This is a genomic window from Paenibacillus sp. J31R30 (genome assembly GCF_059692115.1).
Map to the genome: position 1 here is coordinate 1 of NZ_JCAUAV010000022.1, position 15,844 is coordinate 15,844.

Annotated in this window: 15 protein-coding genes and 1 rRNA gene; 15 read left to right on the forward strand and 1 reads right to left on the reverse strand. The window is 46.0% G+C overall.

Annotation, left to right across the window (positions count from 1 at the left end; genetic code table 11):
• The 8 genes from rrf to pssA all read left to right on the forward strand — a co-directional run.
• Positions 1-111 (forward strand): 5S ribosomal RNA (gene rrf, locus AC58QO_RS32280); the annotation flags it as partial.
• A gap of 265 nt (positions 112-376) precedes the next feature.
• Positions 377-838, forward strand: a complete 462-nt coding sequence (locus tag AC58QO_RS32285) for a CtsR family transcriptional regulator (RefSeq protein WP_497272852.1) — start codon at positions 377-379, stop codon at positions 836-838.
• A gap of 13 nt (positions 839-851) precedes the next feature.
• Entirely contained in the window at positions 852-1,358 is a 507-nt protein-coding gene (gene mcsA, locus AC58QO_RS32290) for a protein-arginine kinase activator protein McsA (RefSeq protein WP_497272854.1), read from the forward strand.
• Between the two features lie 23 nt (positions 1,359-1,381).
• On the forward strand, positions 1,382-2,443 hold the full coding sequence (mcsB, locus tag AC58QO_RS32295) for a protein-arginine kinase McsB (protein WP_497246607.1): 1,062 nt from the start codon (positions 1,382-1,384) through the stop codon (positions 2,441-2,443).
• Between the two features lie 159 nt (positions 2,444-2,602).
• Positions 2,603-5,047, forward strand: a complete 2,445-nt coding sequence (gene clpC, locus AC58QO_RS32300; RefSeq protein ID WP_497272856.1) for an ATP-dependent protease ATP-binding subunit ClpC — start codon at positions 2,603-2,605, stop codon at positions 5,045-5,047.
• A 154-nt stretch (positions 5,048-5,201) separates the two neighbouring features.
• Positions 5,202-6,569, forward strand: a complete 1,368-nt coding sequence (radA, locus tag AC58QO_RS32305) for a DNA repair protein RadA (protein ID WP_497272858.1) — start codon at positions 5,202-5,204, stop codon at positions 6,567-6,569.
• Between the two features lie 38 nt (positions 6,570-6,607).
• Positions 6,608-7,687 (forward strand): DNA integrity scanning diadenylate cyclase DisA, encoded by a 1,080-nt coding sequence (gene disA, locus AC58QO_RS32310; RefSeq protein WP_310502686.1) that lies wholly within the window; start codon positions 6,608-6,610, stop codon positions 7,685-7,687.
• Between the two features lie 85 nt (positions 7,688-7,772).
• Complete coding sequence (gene pssA, locus AC58QO_RS32315) at positions 7,773-8,531, forward strand: CDP-diacylglycerol--serine O-phosphatidyltransferase (RefSeq protein WP_497272860.1); 759 nt, start codon at positions 7,773-7,775, stop codon at positions 8,529-8,531.
• A 79-nt stretch (positions 8,532-8,610) separates the two neighbouring features.
• On the opposite strand, the gene AC58QO_RS32320 is transcribed toward pssA, so the two are convergent.
• A complete protein-coding gene (locus tag AC58QO_RS32320) occupies positions 8,611-9,006 on the reverse strand; it encodes a nucleoside triphosphate pyrophosphohydrolase family protein (protein ID WP_065858819.1) in 396 nt (131 codons plus the stop codon).
• A 152-nt stretch (positions 9,007-9,158) separates the two neighbouring features.
• Between AC58QO_RS32320 and AC58QO_RS32325 the strand changes: the two genes are divergently transcribed.
• The 7 genes from AC58QO_RS32325 to AC58QO_RS32355 all read left to right on the forward strand — a co-directional run bounded on the left by AC58QO_RS32325 (position 9,159) and on the right by AC58QO_RS32355 (position 15,842).
• Positions 9,159-10,226, forward strand: coding sequence for a PIN/TRAM domain-containing protein (locus AC58QO_RS32325; RefSeq protein ID WP_497272862.1), 1,068 nt, complete (start codon positions 9,159-9,161; stop codon positions 10,224-10,226).
• A gap of 101 nt (positions 10,227-10,327) precedes the next feature.
• The gene (ispD, locus tag AC58QO_RS32330) at positions 10,328-11,035 is read left to right on the forward strand and encodes a 2-C-methyl-D-erythritol 4-phosphate cytidylyltransferase (RefSeq protein WP_497272864.1); all 708 of its coding nucleotides are present in this window, start codon (positions 10,328-10,330) and stop codon (positions 11,033-11,035) included.
• Complete coding sequence (ispF, locus tag AC58QO_RS32335) at positions 11,032-11,517, forward strand: 2-C-methyl-D-erythritol 2,4-cyclodiphosphate synthase (protein ID WP_497272866.1); 486 nt, start codon at positions 11,032-11,034, stop codon at positions 11,515-11,517. Before ispD ends, ispF begins: the two co-directional genes overlap by 4 nt.
• Before the next feature lie 37 nt (positions 11,518-11,554).
• On the forward strand, positions 11,555-13,009 hold the full coding sequence (gene gltX, locus AC58QO_RS32340; protein ID WP_497272868.1) for a glutamate--tRNA ligase: 1,455 nt from the start codon (positions 11,555-11,557) through the stop codon (positions 13,007-13,009).
• Positions 13,010-13,351: 342 nt separating this feature from the next.
• The gene (gene cysE, locus AC58QO_RS32345; protein ID WP_497272870.1) at positions 13,352-14,008 is read left to right on the forward strand and encodes a serine O-acetyltransferase; all 657 of its coding nucleotides are present in this window, start codon (positions 13,352-13,354) and stop codon (positions 14,006-14,008) included.
• The gene (cysS, locus tag AC58QO_RS32350; protein WP_497272872.1) at positions 14,005-15,405 is read left to right on the forward strand and encodes a cysteine--tRNA ligase; all 1,401 of its coding nucleotides are present in this window, start codon (positions 14,005-14,007) and stop codon (positions 15,403-15,405) included. Before cysE ends, cysS begins: the two co-directional genes overlap by 4 nt.
• Positions 15,402-15,842 carry a Mini-ribonuclease 3 gene (locus AC58QO_RS32355; protein ID WP_497272874.1) on the forward strand — a complete coding sequence of 147 codons (441 nt, stop codon included), beginning with the start codon at positions 15,402-15,404 and terminating at the stop codon, positions 15,840-15,842. Before cysS ends, AC58QO_RS32355 begins: the two co-directional genes overlap by 4 nt.
• Positions 15,843-15,844 lie beyond the last annotated feature (2 nt).

Here is a 15,844-nt window from a genome sequence, read left to right on the forward strand (position 1 = left end):
GATGATGGCGGAAGGGACCCACGCGTTCCCATCTCGAACACGACCGTTAAGCCTTCCAGCGTCGATGGTACTTGAACCGCAGGGTTCTGGGAGAGTAGAACGTTGCCAAGCTATTGAAAGAGCCTTACTTGGAGAATTCCAGGTAAGGCTCTTTTTTGCATTTTAAATATGCTGCGGAGCGTTCGTATCCCCTTTTAATAATTGAATAAATCTGTAGGTAAGGTCAACAATAGTAAGGTTCACTTAAGGCTATCGGATCCGTGGGGAGACATTTTAGGAGCAGTACTTGTCAAAAAGAAAGGAAATGATTATAATTTAGTTAAGGTCAAAGAAAGTCAAAGTCAATTTACTTCTAGAAATCTGGGAGGCCGAATTGATGCGCAATGTATCAGAAATTATTGAACAGTACTTGAAACATGTCCTGCAACAAAGTACGGAAGGAGCTATCGAGATTCAACGAAACGATTTGGCTGACCAGTTTCAATGCGTACCGTCTCAAATCAATTATGTCATCAGTACAAGGTTTACTTTGGAAAAGGGCTATTTGGTGGAAAGTAAACGCGGCGGCGGCGGCTACATTCGAATCCAGAAGATCGAGCTCAAGAGTCATGGATCTATTGTGGATCACATTTTCCGTACGATTCATACCCACATTGATCAAGTCACCTCAGAAGGGCTTATTTATCAACTGCAAGAGGGGCATTATATTTCCACCAGAGAAGCTAACCTGATTCGGGCGGCGATATCCAGAGATGTATTGACCTTTAAACTGCCGCTGCGCGATGAAATTCGGGCCAAGATTCTTAAAGCAATGCTGATATCCTTGCTTAGCAGATAAGGAGGCAGATGGAATGGTTTGTCAGGAATGCGGGAAACGACCGGCGACTCTTCACTTCACCAAGATTGTGAATGGAGACAAGAACGAGTTCCACATTTGTGAGAATTGTGCCCGCGAGAAGGGCGAGATGATTCCAGGAACATCGAACGGCTTTTCGATTCACAATTTACTATCAGGTTTACTTGATTTTGAACCATTGTCCGCGGCAAAGTCTCAAGCGATCCGCTGTGATAACTGCGGTCTTACGTATTCGCAATTCAGTAAATTAGGTCGGTTTGGTTGCGGGGCCTGTTATCAAAGCTTTTCAGTCAAACTAGACCCTCTTTTCAAGCGAGTGCATGGGAATATCGTTCATGTAGGGAAAGTTCCCAAACGCAGTGGCGGTATCATTCAGAGCAAGCGTGAAATCGATCTTTTGAAGAAAGATATGATGACCTGTATCGAGAGCGAAGAGTTCGAGCAGGCTGCCCAGATACGTGACCAGATACGTGAGATTGAGAAGAAAATTGCGGGTATGTAAGTTTGTAAGGGAGTGTGAATCCAGTGACATTACAGCGGTTTACAGGAGATGCTTTGAGCGAATGGATGAAGGGTGAAGGGCCAGAGTCGGATATTGTCATTAGCAGTCGAATCCGAATTGCTCGTAACCTGAGAGATTATCCATACCCCATGCTCGCAACCAATCAACAATCCCAGGAAGTGCTGGAACAGTTATCTGGTGTTCTTGAGAACGAAGAGCTGGAGACAATAAGCAACTTCTCGCTCATTCCACTCGCGGAGCTTAATGAGCTTGAGCGAATGGTGCTAGTGGAGAAACATTTAATTAGTCCTAATTTAGCTAACGAATCCAGGAATGGTGCCGTTATTTTAAGCGATAATGAATCGATCAGTATCATGATCAATGAAGAAGATCATCTTCGCATACAATGTTTATGTCCAGGTTTTCAGATTAAAGAGGTTTGGGACCTGGCCAATCAGATTGATGATATTTTTGAAACGCAGATGGATTATGGATACGATGAAAAAAGAGGTTACCTAACGAGCTGTCCGACGAATGTCGGTACAGGGATTCGGGCTTCTGTTATGATGCACCTCCCCGCGCTAGTGCTTAGTCAGCAGATTAATCGTATTTTATCCGCAGTTACACAAGTTGGGTTGACGGTTAGAGGATTATATGGGGAAGGTAGCGAAGCTTTAGGTAATCTATTCCAAATCTCGAATCAAATCACGTTAGGTCAGTCGGAAGAAGAGATTATTGATAATTTATACAGTGTGGCCAGGCAAATTATAGAGCATGAACGCGCCGCGAGACATAAGCTATTACAAGAGTCTAGAATGCGGATCATTGATCGTGTGAATCGCTCCCTTGGGATTCTATCCTATGCAGGAATTATAGACTCTAAGGAAGCGGCACAGCGATTGTCAGATGTACGACTGGGTATTGATGTTGGGATCATCAACAATGTATCCTCTCATGTTCTCAATGAATTATTGGTCATGACGCAGCCTGGTTTTCTTCAGCAATATGCGGGTGAGAAGCTGAATGCAGAAGAGCGTGACATGAGGCGGGCGGAACTGATTCGAGAGAAATTTGGCAGGGTATGAGAAAACTCTTCAAAGATCCCTATATATGGTAAGTTTTATTGCTAATTAGAACGAAGTTTTCGGAGCGAAAACGACATGTTCCAATGTGGAAAGAAAGAAGCAAGATAAGATTCATCCTTTAGGAATTCCATAGATATACTACTTTTGGAGGTGTTCGCTATGATGTTTGGCAGATTTACGGAACGTGCGCAGAAGGTGCTTTCTCTTGCTCAAGAGGAGGCTGTTCGATTAGGACATAACAATATTGGAACAGAGCACATTTTACTAGGACTTATTCGTGAAGGTGAAGGCATTGCTGCTAAAGCACTCGTTGCGCTCGGCTTAGGTCTTGAGAAAATTCAAGATGAAGTCGAATCTCTAATTGGCAGAGGGCAAGAACAACCTACGAACATCGCGTATACCCCTAGAGCTAAGAAAGTGATAGAACTTTCGATGGATGAAGCGAGAAAATTAGGTCACACGTATGTGGGGACTGAACATATTTTGCTCGGATTGATTCGTGAGGGCGAGGGTGTAGCTGCAAGAGTTCTTAATAATCTGGGGGTTTCCCTGAACAAAGCACGTCAGCAGGTTCTGCAGCTTCTCGGCAGCAGTGAAACAGTGTCACCTAGCCATGGAACTAATCCAAATGTGAACACGCCTACATTGGATGGTTTGGCAAGAGATTTGACCGCTTATGCCAAAGAGGGGCATTTGGACCCTGTAATCGGCCGTAGCAAAGAAATTGAGCGTGTAATTCAAGTGTTAAGCCGTAGAACCAAAAACAATCCTGTGCTTATTGGTGAACCAGGGGTTGGTAAAACAGCAATCGCTGAAGGCCTTGCACAAAAGATCATTAACAATGAAATTCCGGAAACGTTAAAAGATAAACGCGTCATGACCCTCGATATGGGCTCTGTTGTTGCAGGGACCAAGTATCGCGGTGAATTCGAGGATCGTCTCAAAAAGATCATGGATGAAATTCGCCAAGCGGGCAATATCGTCTTGTTCATTGATGAGCTGCACACCTTGATTGGTGCTGGGGGAGCGGAAGGTGCGATTGACGCGTCTAACATCCTGAAGCCGGCGCTTGCAAGAGGCGAGTTGCAATGTATTGGGGCTACAACGCTGGATGAGTACCGCAAATACATTGAGAAAGATGCTGCACTTGAGCGTCGTTTCCAGCCGATCACGGTTGATCAGCCTTCACCTGAAGAAGCTGTGCAAATCTTGTATGGATTGCGTGATCGCTATGAAGCGCATCACCGTGTGAAAATCACGGATGCTGCCATTCAAGAGGCTGTTAAGCTGTCCGATCGTTACATCACAGATCGTTTCTTACCGGATAAAGCAATCGACTTGATCGATGAAGCGAGTTCCAAAGTAAGATTGCGTTCATACACGACACCACCTTCCTTGAAGCAGCTTGAAAGCAAGCTAGAAAATATCCGTAAAGAGAAGGACGCTGCGGTTCAAAGCCAAGAGTTCGAGAAAGCAGCAGGACTTCGTGATACGGAGCAAAAGCTTCGCGAAGAACTAGATTCCACGAAAAATGAGTGGAAAGAGAAACAAGGTCGTCTGGATACGGAAGTTACACCGGATGATATCGCACAAATCGTAGCAAGCTGGACGGGAATCCCGGTAAGTAAGCTTGCTGAAGAAGAGACAGATCGCTTGCTCAAGATGGAGGATATCCTTCACGAGCGCGTCATTGGACAAGAAGAAGCGGTTAAAGCTGTGAGTCGTGCGATCCGCCGCGCAAGAGCTGGTTTGAAAGATCCAAAGCGTCCGATGGGTTCCTTTATCTTCCTTGGACCAACAGGGGTTGGTAAAACTGAGCTTGCACGTGCATTAGCAGAATCCCTCTTCGGTGATGACAATGCTGTTGTTCGTATCGATATGTCCGAGTACATGGAGAAGCATTCGACTTCCCGTTTAGTAGGGGCGCCTCCAGGGTATGTGGGCTATGAAGAAGGCGGTCAGCTAACGGAGAAAGTTCGCCGCAAGCCTTACTCCGTCGTCCTCCTCGATGAAATCGAGAAGGCGCATCCGGAAGTATTCAACATCCTTTTGCAAGTGTTAGAGGATGGTCGTTTAACGGATTCCAAAGGTCGTACCGTTGATTTCCGCAACACACTTATCATTATGACTTCCAACGTCGGCGCGGACATGATTAAGAAAAACTCCTCGCTTGGCTTCACTGCTGCACTGGATGCTGGAAGAGACTATACGAATATGAAAGACAAGGTTATGGGCGAGTTGAAGAAAAGCTTCCGTCCTGAGTTCCTTAACCGGATCGATGAAATCATCGTGTTCCACTCTTTGGATGAAGCACACATTGCTCAAATCGTCAGCTTGATGGCCGATGATCTTCGCAAGCGTCTGAAAGAGCAAGAGGTTGATTTCTTACTAACCGATAAGGCGAAAATGTTCCTTGCCAAAGAAGGATTTGATCCAACCTATGGTGCTCGCCCATTGCGCAGAGCAATTCAGAAGCATATCGAAGATCGCTTGTCAGAAGAATTGCTGCGAGGCAATATTTCCAAAGGTGATTCACTAACGATTGATGAGGCTGAAGGCGAGTTAATTGTCCTGAAGGGCGAAGGCGTTTCATTAGCGAAGTAATAGAAAGTGAAGAAGCATTTCACTTCATCCGATGAGGGTGGAGTGAGATGCTTTTTATTTCTTTCGGCACTTTCATGAGAAACATAAAAATGGTAAACTTTATTGGTAAGGATAGCCAAAAAGGATATCCCCATGTTAAGGAGTAATTTCTTCTATGAGTAAACAAAAAACGAAATTTAGCTGCCAAGAATGCGGCTATGATTCACCGAAATGGATGGGCAAATGCCCAGGTTGTCAGTCTTGGAATACGATGGTGGAAGAAATTGAAACGGTTGTTCGTACACAGGGAATGACATCTTCGATCCCCAAAACGAAAGAAAAAGCGATCCCCATCATACATATAGAAAGCAGCTCTGAACCGAGAGTTGTCACAAGCAACAAAGAATTAAATCGTGTCCTGGGCGGAGGAATTGTCCCCGGGTCACTCATCCTCGTTGGTGGAGATCCTGGTATTGGGAAATCAACCTTGCTCCTGCAAACGTCCTTCGAACTCACACAGGCCCAGCAAAAAGTCCTTTATATATCAGGAGAAGAATCGATTAAACAGACGAAGCTTCGCGCCGATCGATTAAATGCTTCCTCTCCGCTGCTGTACGTATTATGTGAGACGAACCTCGAACTTATCGAGGAAGCTATACAAGATATCGAACCTGATTTTCTCGTGATTGACTCGATCCAAACGGTATTTCATCCAGCAATTACTTCGGCACCTGGAACCGTATCGCAGGTTCGAGAATGCACTGGGCATTTTATGAGAATAGCTAAAGGTAAGGGAATTGCAACGGTCCTTGTCGGGCATGTGACGAAGGAAGGGGCAATAGCGGGGCCTAGAATGCTGGAGCATATGGTGGATTGTGTGCTCTATTTTGAAGGAGAGCGGCATCATTCCTATCGCGTGCTTAGAGCTGTGAAGAACCGCTTTGGCTCAACGAATGAGATCGGTATCTTTGAAATGCAAGAGGTTGGTCTTGTCGAAGTCAACAATCCATCTGAGCTGTTTCTGTCAGAGAGGCCGCTTGGCGTGGCAGGTTCAGCTGTGGTAGCTAGCATGGAGGGGACACGTCCCGTCTTGGTGGAGATTCAAGCGTTAGTGTCTTCGACGAACTTTCCATCTCCGAGAAGGATGGCGACGGGTGTCGATCACAATCGATTGTCCTTAATTATCGCGGTACTAGAGAAGCGGATGGGCATGTTTTTACAAAATCAAGATGCCTACCTCAACGTGGCTGGTGGCATCAAGCTGGATGAACCAGCTGTGGATCTGGCGATTGCCATTAGTATCGCATCCAGTTTCCGGGATCAACCTACGCAGCCCTTTGATGTTGTGTTCGGTGAGATTGGCTTAACAGGTGAAGTCCGCGGCGTATCTCGGATTGATCAGCGTGTGAAGGAAGCAGAGAAGCTTGGTTTCCGTAGAGTCATTATGCCGGAGAAAAGCTTGAAGGGGTGGACACATCCGAAAGGGATGGAGATTATTGGCGTAAACACGGTGGCAGAGGCATTGAAAGCAGCGCTTGGTTAACGTGGTTCTGCAAGCTACAAGCCTTCAGGAGGAAAATGATGAGTAAAGAAGAGACGAAACGAGATGTGATGAGCCAATTGCTCCAATTGGTAGCACCCGGCACGCCATTTCGTGATGGATTGGAGAATGTCTTACGCGCCAAAACAGGTGGCCTGATCGTAGTAGGATTCAGTTCCGAGGTAACTGAAATCGTGGATGGCGGGTTCTCAATAAATTGCGACTTTTCACCTAACTATTTGTATGAACTTGCCAAAATGGATGGTGCGATTATCCTCAGTGAGGACATCAAACGTATCCTTTATGCGAACACGCAGCTAATTCCGGATTCATCGATTTCCTCATCGGAGACGGGGATTAGACATCGTACTGCGGAGCGTGTTGCGAAGCAAACGAACAAATTAGTCGTTTCCATTTCGCAAAGGCGGAATGTCATTACGCTCTACCAAGGTAATTTAAGGTATGCGCTGAAAGACATCGGCGTCATTCTGACCAAAGCGAATCAAGCGATCCAGACACTGGAGAGATACAAGGTTGTTCTGGACCAGTCCCTAACGAACCTTAGTGCATCTGAATTTGAGGAGCTAGTTACTCTGCATGATATTACCAATGTCATTGCTAGGTTTGAAATGGTCTTGCGCATCAAAGCTGAGATTAATCGTTATATTAACGAACTTGGTAATGAAGGACGATTAATTAGCATGCAATTAGAAGAACTTGTTGGGAATGCGGAACTTGAAGCGCGTTTGCTCGTAAAAGATTATGTAAGAGAATTATCAGAGGAAAGAGTTAAAGAGATGCAGGCTGGTTTGAAGCGTCTGTCATCTGATGAGCTGCTTGAGCCCCAGCAAATCATCCGGTTGCTTGGGTATTCTCATACCAATTCGATTGCAGAAGAGCCTGTATCTCCACGTGGCTTCCGCATTTTAGGCAAAATCCCGCGGTTACCGTCGATTATTATTGGTAATCTTGTGGAGAAGTTTGGCTACTTGCCACACATGATGATGGCGACGATCGAGGAATTGGATGAAGTTGACGGAATCGGAGAAGTGAGAGCCCGTGCCATAAAAGAGGGTCTCAAAAGAATTCAGGAACAAGTGTTCATTGACAGACATATTTAAAGTGGATACAATCATAAAGTATCATTGTTGAGGTTTCATGAAGTCAAGTTTAGGGTATAGTAAATCCAGAGGTGGACAAAAACATATGTTAACGAAATCAATTCCCAGTCTCTTTACAGTAGGGAACTTATTCCTAGGCGTACTATCGATTATCTTAGCCTTCAGTGGAGAACATGGCATCGCTGCTGTGCTTGTCATTGTCGCCATGTTATTGGATGGACTCGATGGACGTGTTGCTCGAGCGTTGAACGCTCAAAGTGAGTTCGGTAAAGAATTAGACTCCTTATCCGATGTTATTTCTTTCGGTGTCGCTCCTGCTTTTATCATGTATGTAGTTGCATTCAACGACCCTACCGTCATTAGTCCAGCTTTTGCTTGGATTGTAACAGCGATCTTCCCGATCTGTGGAGCGCTGCGTTTAGCTAGGTTCAATGTTGTTGCCGGTACGCCTGGCTATTTTATCGGTTTACCGATTCCAGCAGCAGGCGGTGTTCTTTGTACATTAGCTTTATTCGTGAACGATATTAACGTCTATGTACTTCTTGTAAGTACAGTTCTATTGTCATACTTAATGGTTAGCACAGTAAAATATCCGAATTTCAAAAAAGCGGGTATTCCTAAAGCAGCGATTTGGATCACGCCGATTATCGTTGCAGCAGCAATTTTGATTGCCATCAAATGGCCAGAATCCATTTCCAAAATGATTTTCGTACCGCTTCTGGGGTACGCGCTTTACGGCCTAAAAAAAAACGTTGATGGGTACTTCATCCGCCTCCGTAATCTTCGCAGAAAGAACAAAAGACGTGGCGTAGACGACAGCAATTCAGTGAAATCTGACGTCTAGCACGTTGTTCGAAAATAAAAAGCATTTATTTTCTCCTGAAACTTCGGGAAGAAAATAAATGCTTTTTTTGTTTTCATCATCATGACATGTTGAATAGGCCTAGTGTTGTACATTTCTTTGATTCGTTCTCAACGACTTGCTCCAAATTAATATCAAGAATGTTGCTTAGCGCGGACATGTAGAAAAGATTCCTACCTAATTCGCTGCTAACGACCTCAATGCATTGTTCACATAAGTGTCCAGATACATGGGTGCGAAGAACATCCTTAGCCTCATCCAAGGTCATCTCTGGATGATACTCTTGCTTGGCTGCATGAACCTGAATACATCCACATTCAGTAATGGATTTCACCACGGAACGGTTGGCAGCTGCGCCTGACTGTTGAAATTTGGATAAGACATCAAGCAGACTGCGGTGACGGAGTAACAATTCAGATACTTGATCTTGAAACTGCTTTAAAGTCAAGGAGCTCATTCCATCCACCTCTGGTAGGTTGGTAACTTCCATTTCATTATAATGGATGCCTTCTAATATTTCAATTTTCCGACTAAAGAAGTGATTAACGTTGCATAAATTGGAACATAATTGTAATAAGGCTCAAAAAAAGTGATACAGGAGGTGAATCTGTGATGAAAAAATGGATACAAGTCATTTTAGCCATCATGGGTGGCAGTTTAGGTTATAGGTGGAGCGATGAGTTCCTTCGGACATCGGATGTAGCAAGTCAAGCTGGACAAGTATTTTGGCTTAATAGTTTATGTGCAGTAGGGATGTTTTTGATTTCAGCATGGGTAGCTAATGTTGGTATGAAGCTGCTGATCAGAGGAGAACGCAATGTCACGGATATACCCGTGTCAGACTTGCTTTCCGGTACACTAGGCCTCGTAATTGGGCTGTTGGTTTCTGTGATGTTATTCCCAGTGCTGGAGCAAGCCACATGGGCGGGGCCTTTTTTACCGTTCCTCGTGTCGGCTGTATTGGGAGTCATGGGCTTCCGTATCGGTTACAGCAAGCGGGAAGAGCTTGTGCAGGTCATTGCGAAGAGCCGTTCAGGCGGTCCAGAGAAGCAGACGCATCGTCCGTACGAAGAGCATAAGATTTTGGATACGAGTGTCATTATCGATGGCCGGATCGCAGATATTTGTAAAACGGGATTTATCGAGGGGACACTGGTTATTCCAGAGTTCGTATTGGAGGAGCTGCAACATATTGCAGATTCGTCAGATTTACTGAAGCGAAACCGTGGTCGTCGCGGACTGGACATTTTGAACAAAATCCAAAAAGAACTTGAAGTGAAGGTCCTCATTTATGAAGGGGATTTCGAAGAAATTGCCGAAGTGGACAGCAAGTTGGTGCGCTTAGCCAAAGTGCTTCAAGGGAAAGTGATTACGAACGATTTTAACCTCAATAAAGTGTGTGAACTGCAGGGTGTGTCCGTGCTCAACATCAACGATCTTGCCAATGCGGTGAAGCCAGTTGTCTTACCGGGAGAAGAAATTATTGTTCAAGTCATTAAAGACGGCAAGGAACATGGACAAGGTGTGGCCTATCTAGATGATGGCACGATGATCGTAGTCGAAGGTGGACGTGATTTCATCGGCATGACGCTGGAAGTGATGGTAACGAGTGTGCTTCAGACGTCTGCTGGCCGAATGATTTTCGCGAAACCAAAACTATTGGAAAAAGCACAGTAAAACCAGTATGATAAGGAGATGTAACATAGCTCTTTCAAGTTGACTTGGGCCTATGCTTACGAAGAAAGCTTTCGTTTGGAAAGCGCCAAGTTGGAGGACTTATGGGGAAGCTAGGAGTTATCATCGTGGCAGCGGGCAAGGGCTCGCGCATGGGTACAGCAGAAAGCAAACAATACCTGCAACTGGGACAGAAGCCAATTCTGGTACATACCTTGCAATTATTTCAAAACATACATGAAGTGGATGAAATTATTCTCGTTGTTGGTGCAGATGATGTGAATCGCTGTAACGGCTATGTCACGAGCTATGCGCTTACGAAGGTAACGTGTGTGCTAGCAGGAGGCGCGGAGCGTCAGGATTCCGTTAGACGAGGTCTGGGCGCTTTGCAAGAGGGCACGGAGTGGGTGCTTGTGCATGATGGTGTTCGCCCTTTCGTGAAAACAGAACATATGTTCGAGTGTCTTGTTAAGGCACAAGAAGTAGGAGCAGCTGTCCTCGCCGTTCCTGTCAAGGATACAATTAAGGTTGTGGATGCAGCAGATAAGCGCATTCAATCAACACCGGATAGACGAAGCTTGTGGGCCATCCAAACGCCGCAGGCTTTTCGTCTTTCTCTCCTGCAGGAGGCGCATGAGAAGGCGCAGCAGGACTCATTCACGGGGACCGATGATGCAAGCTTAGTGGAACGTTTGGGTGCTGCGGTGCATGTAGTAGAAGGGGACTATTATAATATCAAAATAACGACCCCGGAAGATTTACCTTGGGCAGATTGGATTTTACATAACGTAAGGGGAGAGGCATGCAAATGATTCGTGTAGGTAATGGATTTGATGTTCATCAATTGGTAGAGGGTCGTAAGTGCATCATTGGAGGCGTAACGGTTCCTTATGAAAAAGGGTTGCTCGGCCACTCCGATGCGGATGTGCTGTTGCACGCGATTAGTGACGCCATATTAGGCGCACTAGGCCTTGGTGATATCGGGAAGCACTTCCCGGATACAGCTGCTGAGTACAAAGATGCGGATAGCTTAGTCTTATTGAAGCGGGTATGGCAATTAGCGAAAGAGAAGGGCTACAAATTGGGGAATGCAGATTCCACAATTATTGCTCAGAAGCCGAAGATGCTTCCTTACATCCCGCAAATGGTTGAAATTATCGCTGCCGCGCTAGAAGCAGAGCCAGATCAGGTGAATGTGAAAGCGACAACGACGGAACAGCTTGGATTTACGGGTCGTGGCGAGGGAATTGCCGCACAATCGGTTGTTTGTTTAATTCGAGATGTGCTAAAATAGCAGGTATTCATGAATGGAATGAAAAGGGGATACGTCGATGAGTCAGCCTTTACGCGTGCGTTATGCACCTAGTCCGACTGGACATTTACATATTGGCGGTGCCCGTACGGCACTGTTTGATTATTTATTAGCTCGCAAGAACGGCGGCGCATTTGTTGTGCGCTTTGAAGATACGGATCAAACCCGTCACAAGGAGTCTGGCGTTGAGGACCAGTTGAACGGTTTGAGATGGCTTGGCCTAGAATGGGATGAAAGCGTGGATATCGGAGGCCCTTACGGTCCTTACCGTCAGATGGAAAGACTCGATATTTACAAAACCTATCTAGATAAGCTTTTACAAAGCGGCCACGCCTACGGCTGCTATTGCTCCGAAGCGGATTTAGAGCAAGAGCGCGCTGAGCAAGAAGCTAGCGGTGAAATGGGCGGCTACTCCGGTAAATGCCGTAGCTTGACACCTGAGCAGGTTGCAGCGTATCAAGCGGAAGGCCGTGTGCCTTCCACGCGTTTCCGTGTTCCTGCAGACCGGATCATCGGCTTCGAGGATAAGGTTCGCGAGCACGTGGAGTTCGACTCCAACGGGATTGGCGATTTCATTATTGCGCGTGCCGATGGCATTCCAACATATAACTTCGCGGTGATCGTTGACGACCATTTGATGAAGATCAACTTGGTTATCCGTGGGGAAGAACATCTGTCTAATACACCTAGACAAATTCTGATGTACGAAGCACTGGATATGCCAATTCCAGACTTTGCGCATCTAGCCTTGATTTTGAATCCAGACCGCAAAAAGATGAGCAAACGGGATGAGTCCATTATCCAGTTTATCGAACAGTACAAAGAACTGGGCTACTTGCCAGAAGCCGTACTGAACTTTATTGCGCTGCTAGGTTGGTCACCGGGCGGGGAAGAAGAGATGTTCACGAAGGAAGAATTGATCGCGCAGTTTGATCTGGATCGCGTATCCAAGAGCCCAGCTGTGTTTGATATGGATAAATTGAACTGGATGAACAACGCTTATTTGAAAAAGGCTCCGCTCTCCCGCGTCGTGGACCTTTGTTTGCCGCATTTGCGCAAAGCTGGCTATATCCAAGGCGACTTGGATGCAGCAGCGCAAGAATGGGTAGAGGCGCTTGTAAGCCTCAATCAAGAAAGAATGCGCTTCGCGGCTGAGATCGTGGAATTATCGAGCCTCTTCTTCAAGGAAGAGCTGGTCATCGACGACGAAGCGGCTGCTGTATTGAAAGAAGAGCATGTGCCTGTCGTGTTGGCGAGCTTCTTGGCTCAAGTCCAGCAAGCGGAGGCTTTCACGGTTGAAGCGATGCCGGCGCTGCTGAAAGCTGTACAGAAGGAAACTGGCTTCAAAGGGAAGCAGCTGTTCATGTCTGTGCGCTCCGCATTGACAGGTCAAGTCCATGGACCGGATTTGAATGTGTCCCTTTTCCTACTTGGGAAAGAAAAAGTCGTTTCACGTCTACAGAGCTTATTGTAAAGCGGGGTTCTTTTCGCTATACTTAACTCAATGAAATACGAAATGCCATGATCAGGAGAGTATGGTTAAGTGAGGATTTGTCAGAGAGGATAATCAAAGCCGTGAGGCTTTGGCTGTGAGTTATCCAATCCTTGTAATCAGAAATGCACCTGGGAGCAGCCGCGCCGAATACTCACTGAGTAGGGTAGGCGCAGCCGGAACACCCACGTTACGGGTTTGAGTTGGGAGACTTCCGAGTCACCAAGCAGAGTGGAACCGCGATAACCACGCCTCTGCAGCCTTAGGGCTGCAGGGGCTTTTTTTATTTTATCATCCCATTATTCTAGGCAAGTAGGTGAGCATATGTGGTCAACGATCAAATCAGATATATCCGCCGTATTCGATAACGACCCTGCCGCACGGAGTTGGTTTGAGGTTGTTTTTACGTATTCGGGACTTCATGCGATTTGGTCGCATCGAATTGGGCATTGGTTTTATACAAGAAGGATGTATACCCTGGCACGTATCGTTTCTCAAGTGAGCCGGTTCATGACAGGAATCGAAATTCATCCAGGTGCAACAATTGGCAAAAGGTTGTTTATTGATCACGGCATGGGCGTTGTCATTGGGGAAACCTGTGAAATCGGGGATGATGTCATTCTATATCAAGGGGTAACTTTAGGGGGAACAGGGAAAGAGAAAGGTAAGAGACACCCAACAATTGGCAATAATGTAGTTATTGGTTCTGGTGCCAAAATTCTCGGATCCTTCCTAGTAGGCGAAAACTCTCGCATTGGGTCCAATGCCGTTGTTATTCAGGAGGTTCCATCTAATAGCACAGTCGTTACCATTCCTGCAAAGCTTGTGAAACGAGACGGCGTCCGTGTGAATCGATTGGATCATGGCAATTTACCGGATCCGATCGTCGATATTTTCCAAGAATTACAGAATCAAATTAATGATTTGAAAAACCAACTTGAAGAAGAGCGGAAGAAGAATGGAGAACTGAGGAGAACATGACACTCAAAGTATATAATACAATGACTCGCAAAAAGGAAGAATTTGTTCCGATTGAGCCTGGTAAAGTGAAAATGTACGTCTGTGGCCCGACGGTATACAACTACATTCATATCGGCAATGGCCGACCTGTTATATTTTTCGACGTCGTTCGTCGTTATTTGGAATCGCAGCAGTATGAAGTGGCCTATATCACAAACTTTACCGATGTCGATGATAAAATGATTCGCAAAGCCGAGGAGATGGCCGTTTCCGTGCCAGAGCTAGCCGAAACGTTTATCGCGGCTTTCTTAGAAGATATCCAATCCTTGGGTGTTCATGAAGCCACTTTGAACCCGCGGGTAACAGAGAATATGCAAGAAATTGTCGATTTCATTGCTGCGCTTGTAGAGAAGGATTTCGCATACGAGGCTCGTGGCGATGTGTATTATCGAACTTCGAAATTCGCGGATTATGGCAAGCTCTCCAAACAAAATCTGGAAGAGCTTCAGCACGGAATTCGTATTGAGGTGGATGAGCGTAAAGAAAATCCGCAGGACTTTGTCCTATGGAAAGCTGCAAAGCCAGGCGAGATATATTGGGATAGCCCTTGGGGCCAAGGCCGGCCAGGCTGGCATATTGAGTGCTCCGCTATGGTGCGCAAATATTTAGGCGAAACGATTGATATTCACGGAGGCGGGCAAGATTTAACGTTCCCTCACCACGAGTGTGAGATTGCCCAAACCGAGGCGGTAACGGGTCATCCGATGGCCAATTATTGGCTGCACAACGCGTTTCTTAATATCGACAATGAGAAAATGTCGAAATCACTCGGAAATGGGATCCTAATTCGTGATCTCATTAAACAAATTAAACCGCAAGTATTCCGTTTCTTCATGTTGTCTGCTCATTATCGGAATCCGCTGAATTTCAGCGATGAGAGCTTGAAGCAAGCAGCGAACGCGCTGGATCGGATTCAGAATGCTTACGACAATATGAAGCACCGTCTGGCTACGGCGTCGGCAACAGGTGAGATTGAAGCGGAAATTACAGATAAGCTGCAGGCGATTTCGAAACAATTTATGGATAAAATGAATGATGACTTCAATACGCCGGATGCGATTACCGCGGTATTCGATCTCGTTGCAGAAGCAAACTTGTACTTGCAACAGGAGCGGGTACATGCGGATGCAGTGAAGCTTTACATGGAGCAGTTGGAAGCGTTCGATGCCACACTCGGCATTCTTTCACTTCAAGCAGATGAATTGCTGGATGAAGAGATTGAACAGCTGATCATTGAACGAACGGAGTCGCGGAAAACGAAGAATTGGGCGCGCGCGGATGAAATCCGTGATTTGCTGACGGAGAAAGGGATATTCCTTGAAGATACACCTCAAGGTATACGCTGGCGCCGCAAATGATCGAATTGAACAATGATGCTGCTAACTTATTTGCGTTCCCGCCATCGAAAAGTCCGAATTTATTGAATCCGCTAGTGTTGGCGTACATTGGGGATGCTGTGTATGAAGTCTACATCCGACAATATGTCATATCCGGGGCGAACCATCGCCCGAACCACTTGCACAAAGCGTCTACGGGATATGTCTCTGCCAAGGCTCAGTCCAAATTGTTGACGGCCTTGATGCCAACGCTAACGGAGGAAGAAGTAGACATCGTGAAGCGTGGGCGAAATGCCAAGTCAGGAACAACAGCCAAAAACGCGGATGTGCTGGAATACCGGCACAGCACCGCGTTTGAGTGCTTAATCGGATATTTATATTACAAGCAATCTTTTGAGCGATTAAAAGAGATTTTAGACTTTGCCATCACGCATGCGCATGATCAAAAGCAGAAATAGAA

What these genes read in the sequence shown, in the direction of transcription:
- AC58QO_RS32285 (WP_497272852.1), top strand. Translation starts at nt 377, where the DNA reads ATGCGCAATGTATCAGAAATTATTGAACAGTACTTGAAACATGTCCTG.
- mcsA (WP_497272854.1), top strand. Translation starts at nt 852, where the DNA reads ATGGTTTGTCAGGAATGCGGGAAACGACCGGCGACTCTTCACTTCACC.
- clpC (WP_497272856.1), top strand. Translation starts at nt 2,603, where the DNA reads ATGATGTTTGGCAGATTTACGGAACGTGCGCAGAAGGTGCTTTCTCTT.
- radA (WP_497272858.1), top strand. Translation starts at nt 5,202, where the DNA reads ATGAGTAAACAAAAAACGAAATTTAGCTGCCAAGAATGCGGCTATGAT.
- disA (WP_310502686.1), top strand. Translation starts at nt 6,608, where the DNA reads ATGAGTAAAGAAGAGACGAAACGAGATGTGATGAGCCAATTGCTCCAA.
- pssA (WP_497272860.1), top strand. Translation starts at nt 7,773, where the DNA reads ATGTTAACGAAATCAATTCCCAGTCTCTTTACAGTAGGGAACTTATTC.
- AC58QO_RS32320 (WP_065858819.1), bottom strand. Translation starts at nt 9,006, where the DNA reads ATGAGCTCCTTGACTTTAAAGCAGTTTCAAGATCAAGTATCTGAATTG.
- ispD (WP_497272864.1), top strand. Translation starts at nt 10,328, where the DNA reads ATGGGGAAGCTAGGAGTTATCATCGTGGCAGCGGGCAAGGGCTCGCGC.
- ispF (WP_497272866.1), top strand. Translation starts at nt 11,032, where the DNA reads ATGATTCGTGTAGGTAATGGATTTGATGTTCATCAATTGGTAGAGGGT.
- gltX (WP_497272868.1), top strand. Translation starts at nt 11,555, where the DNA reads ATGAGTCAGCCTTTACGCGTGCGTTATGCACCTAGTCCGACTGGACAT.
- cysE (WP_497272870.1), top strand. Translation starts at nt 13,352, where the DNA reads ATGTGGTCAACGATCAAATCAGATATATCCGCCGTATTCGATAACGAC.
- cysS (WP_497272872.1), top strand. Translation starts at nt 14,005, where the DNA reads ATGACACTCAAAGTATATAATACAATGACTCGCAAAAAGGAAGAATTT.
- AC58QO_RS32355 (WP_497272874.1), top strand. Translation starts at nt 15,402, where the DNA reads ATGATCGAATTGAACAATGATGCTGCTAACTTATTTGCGTTCCCGCCA.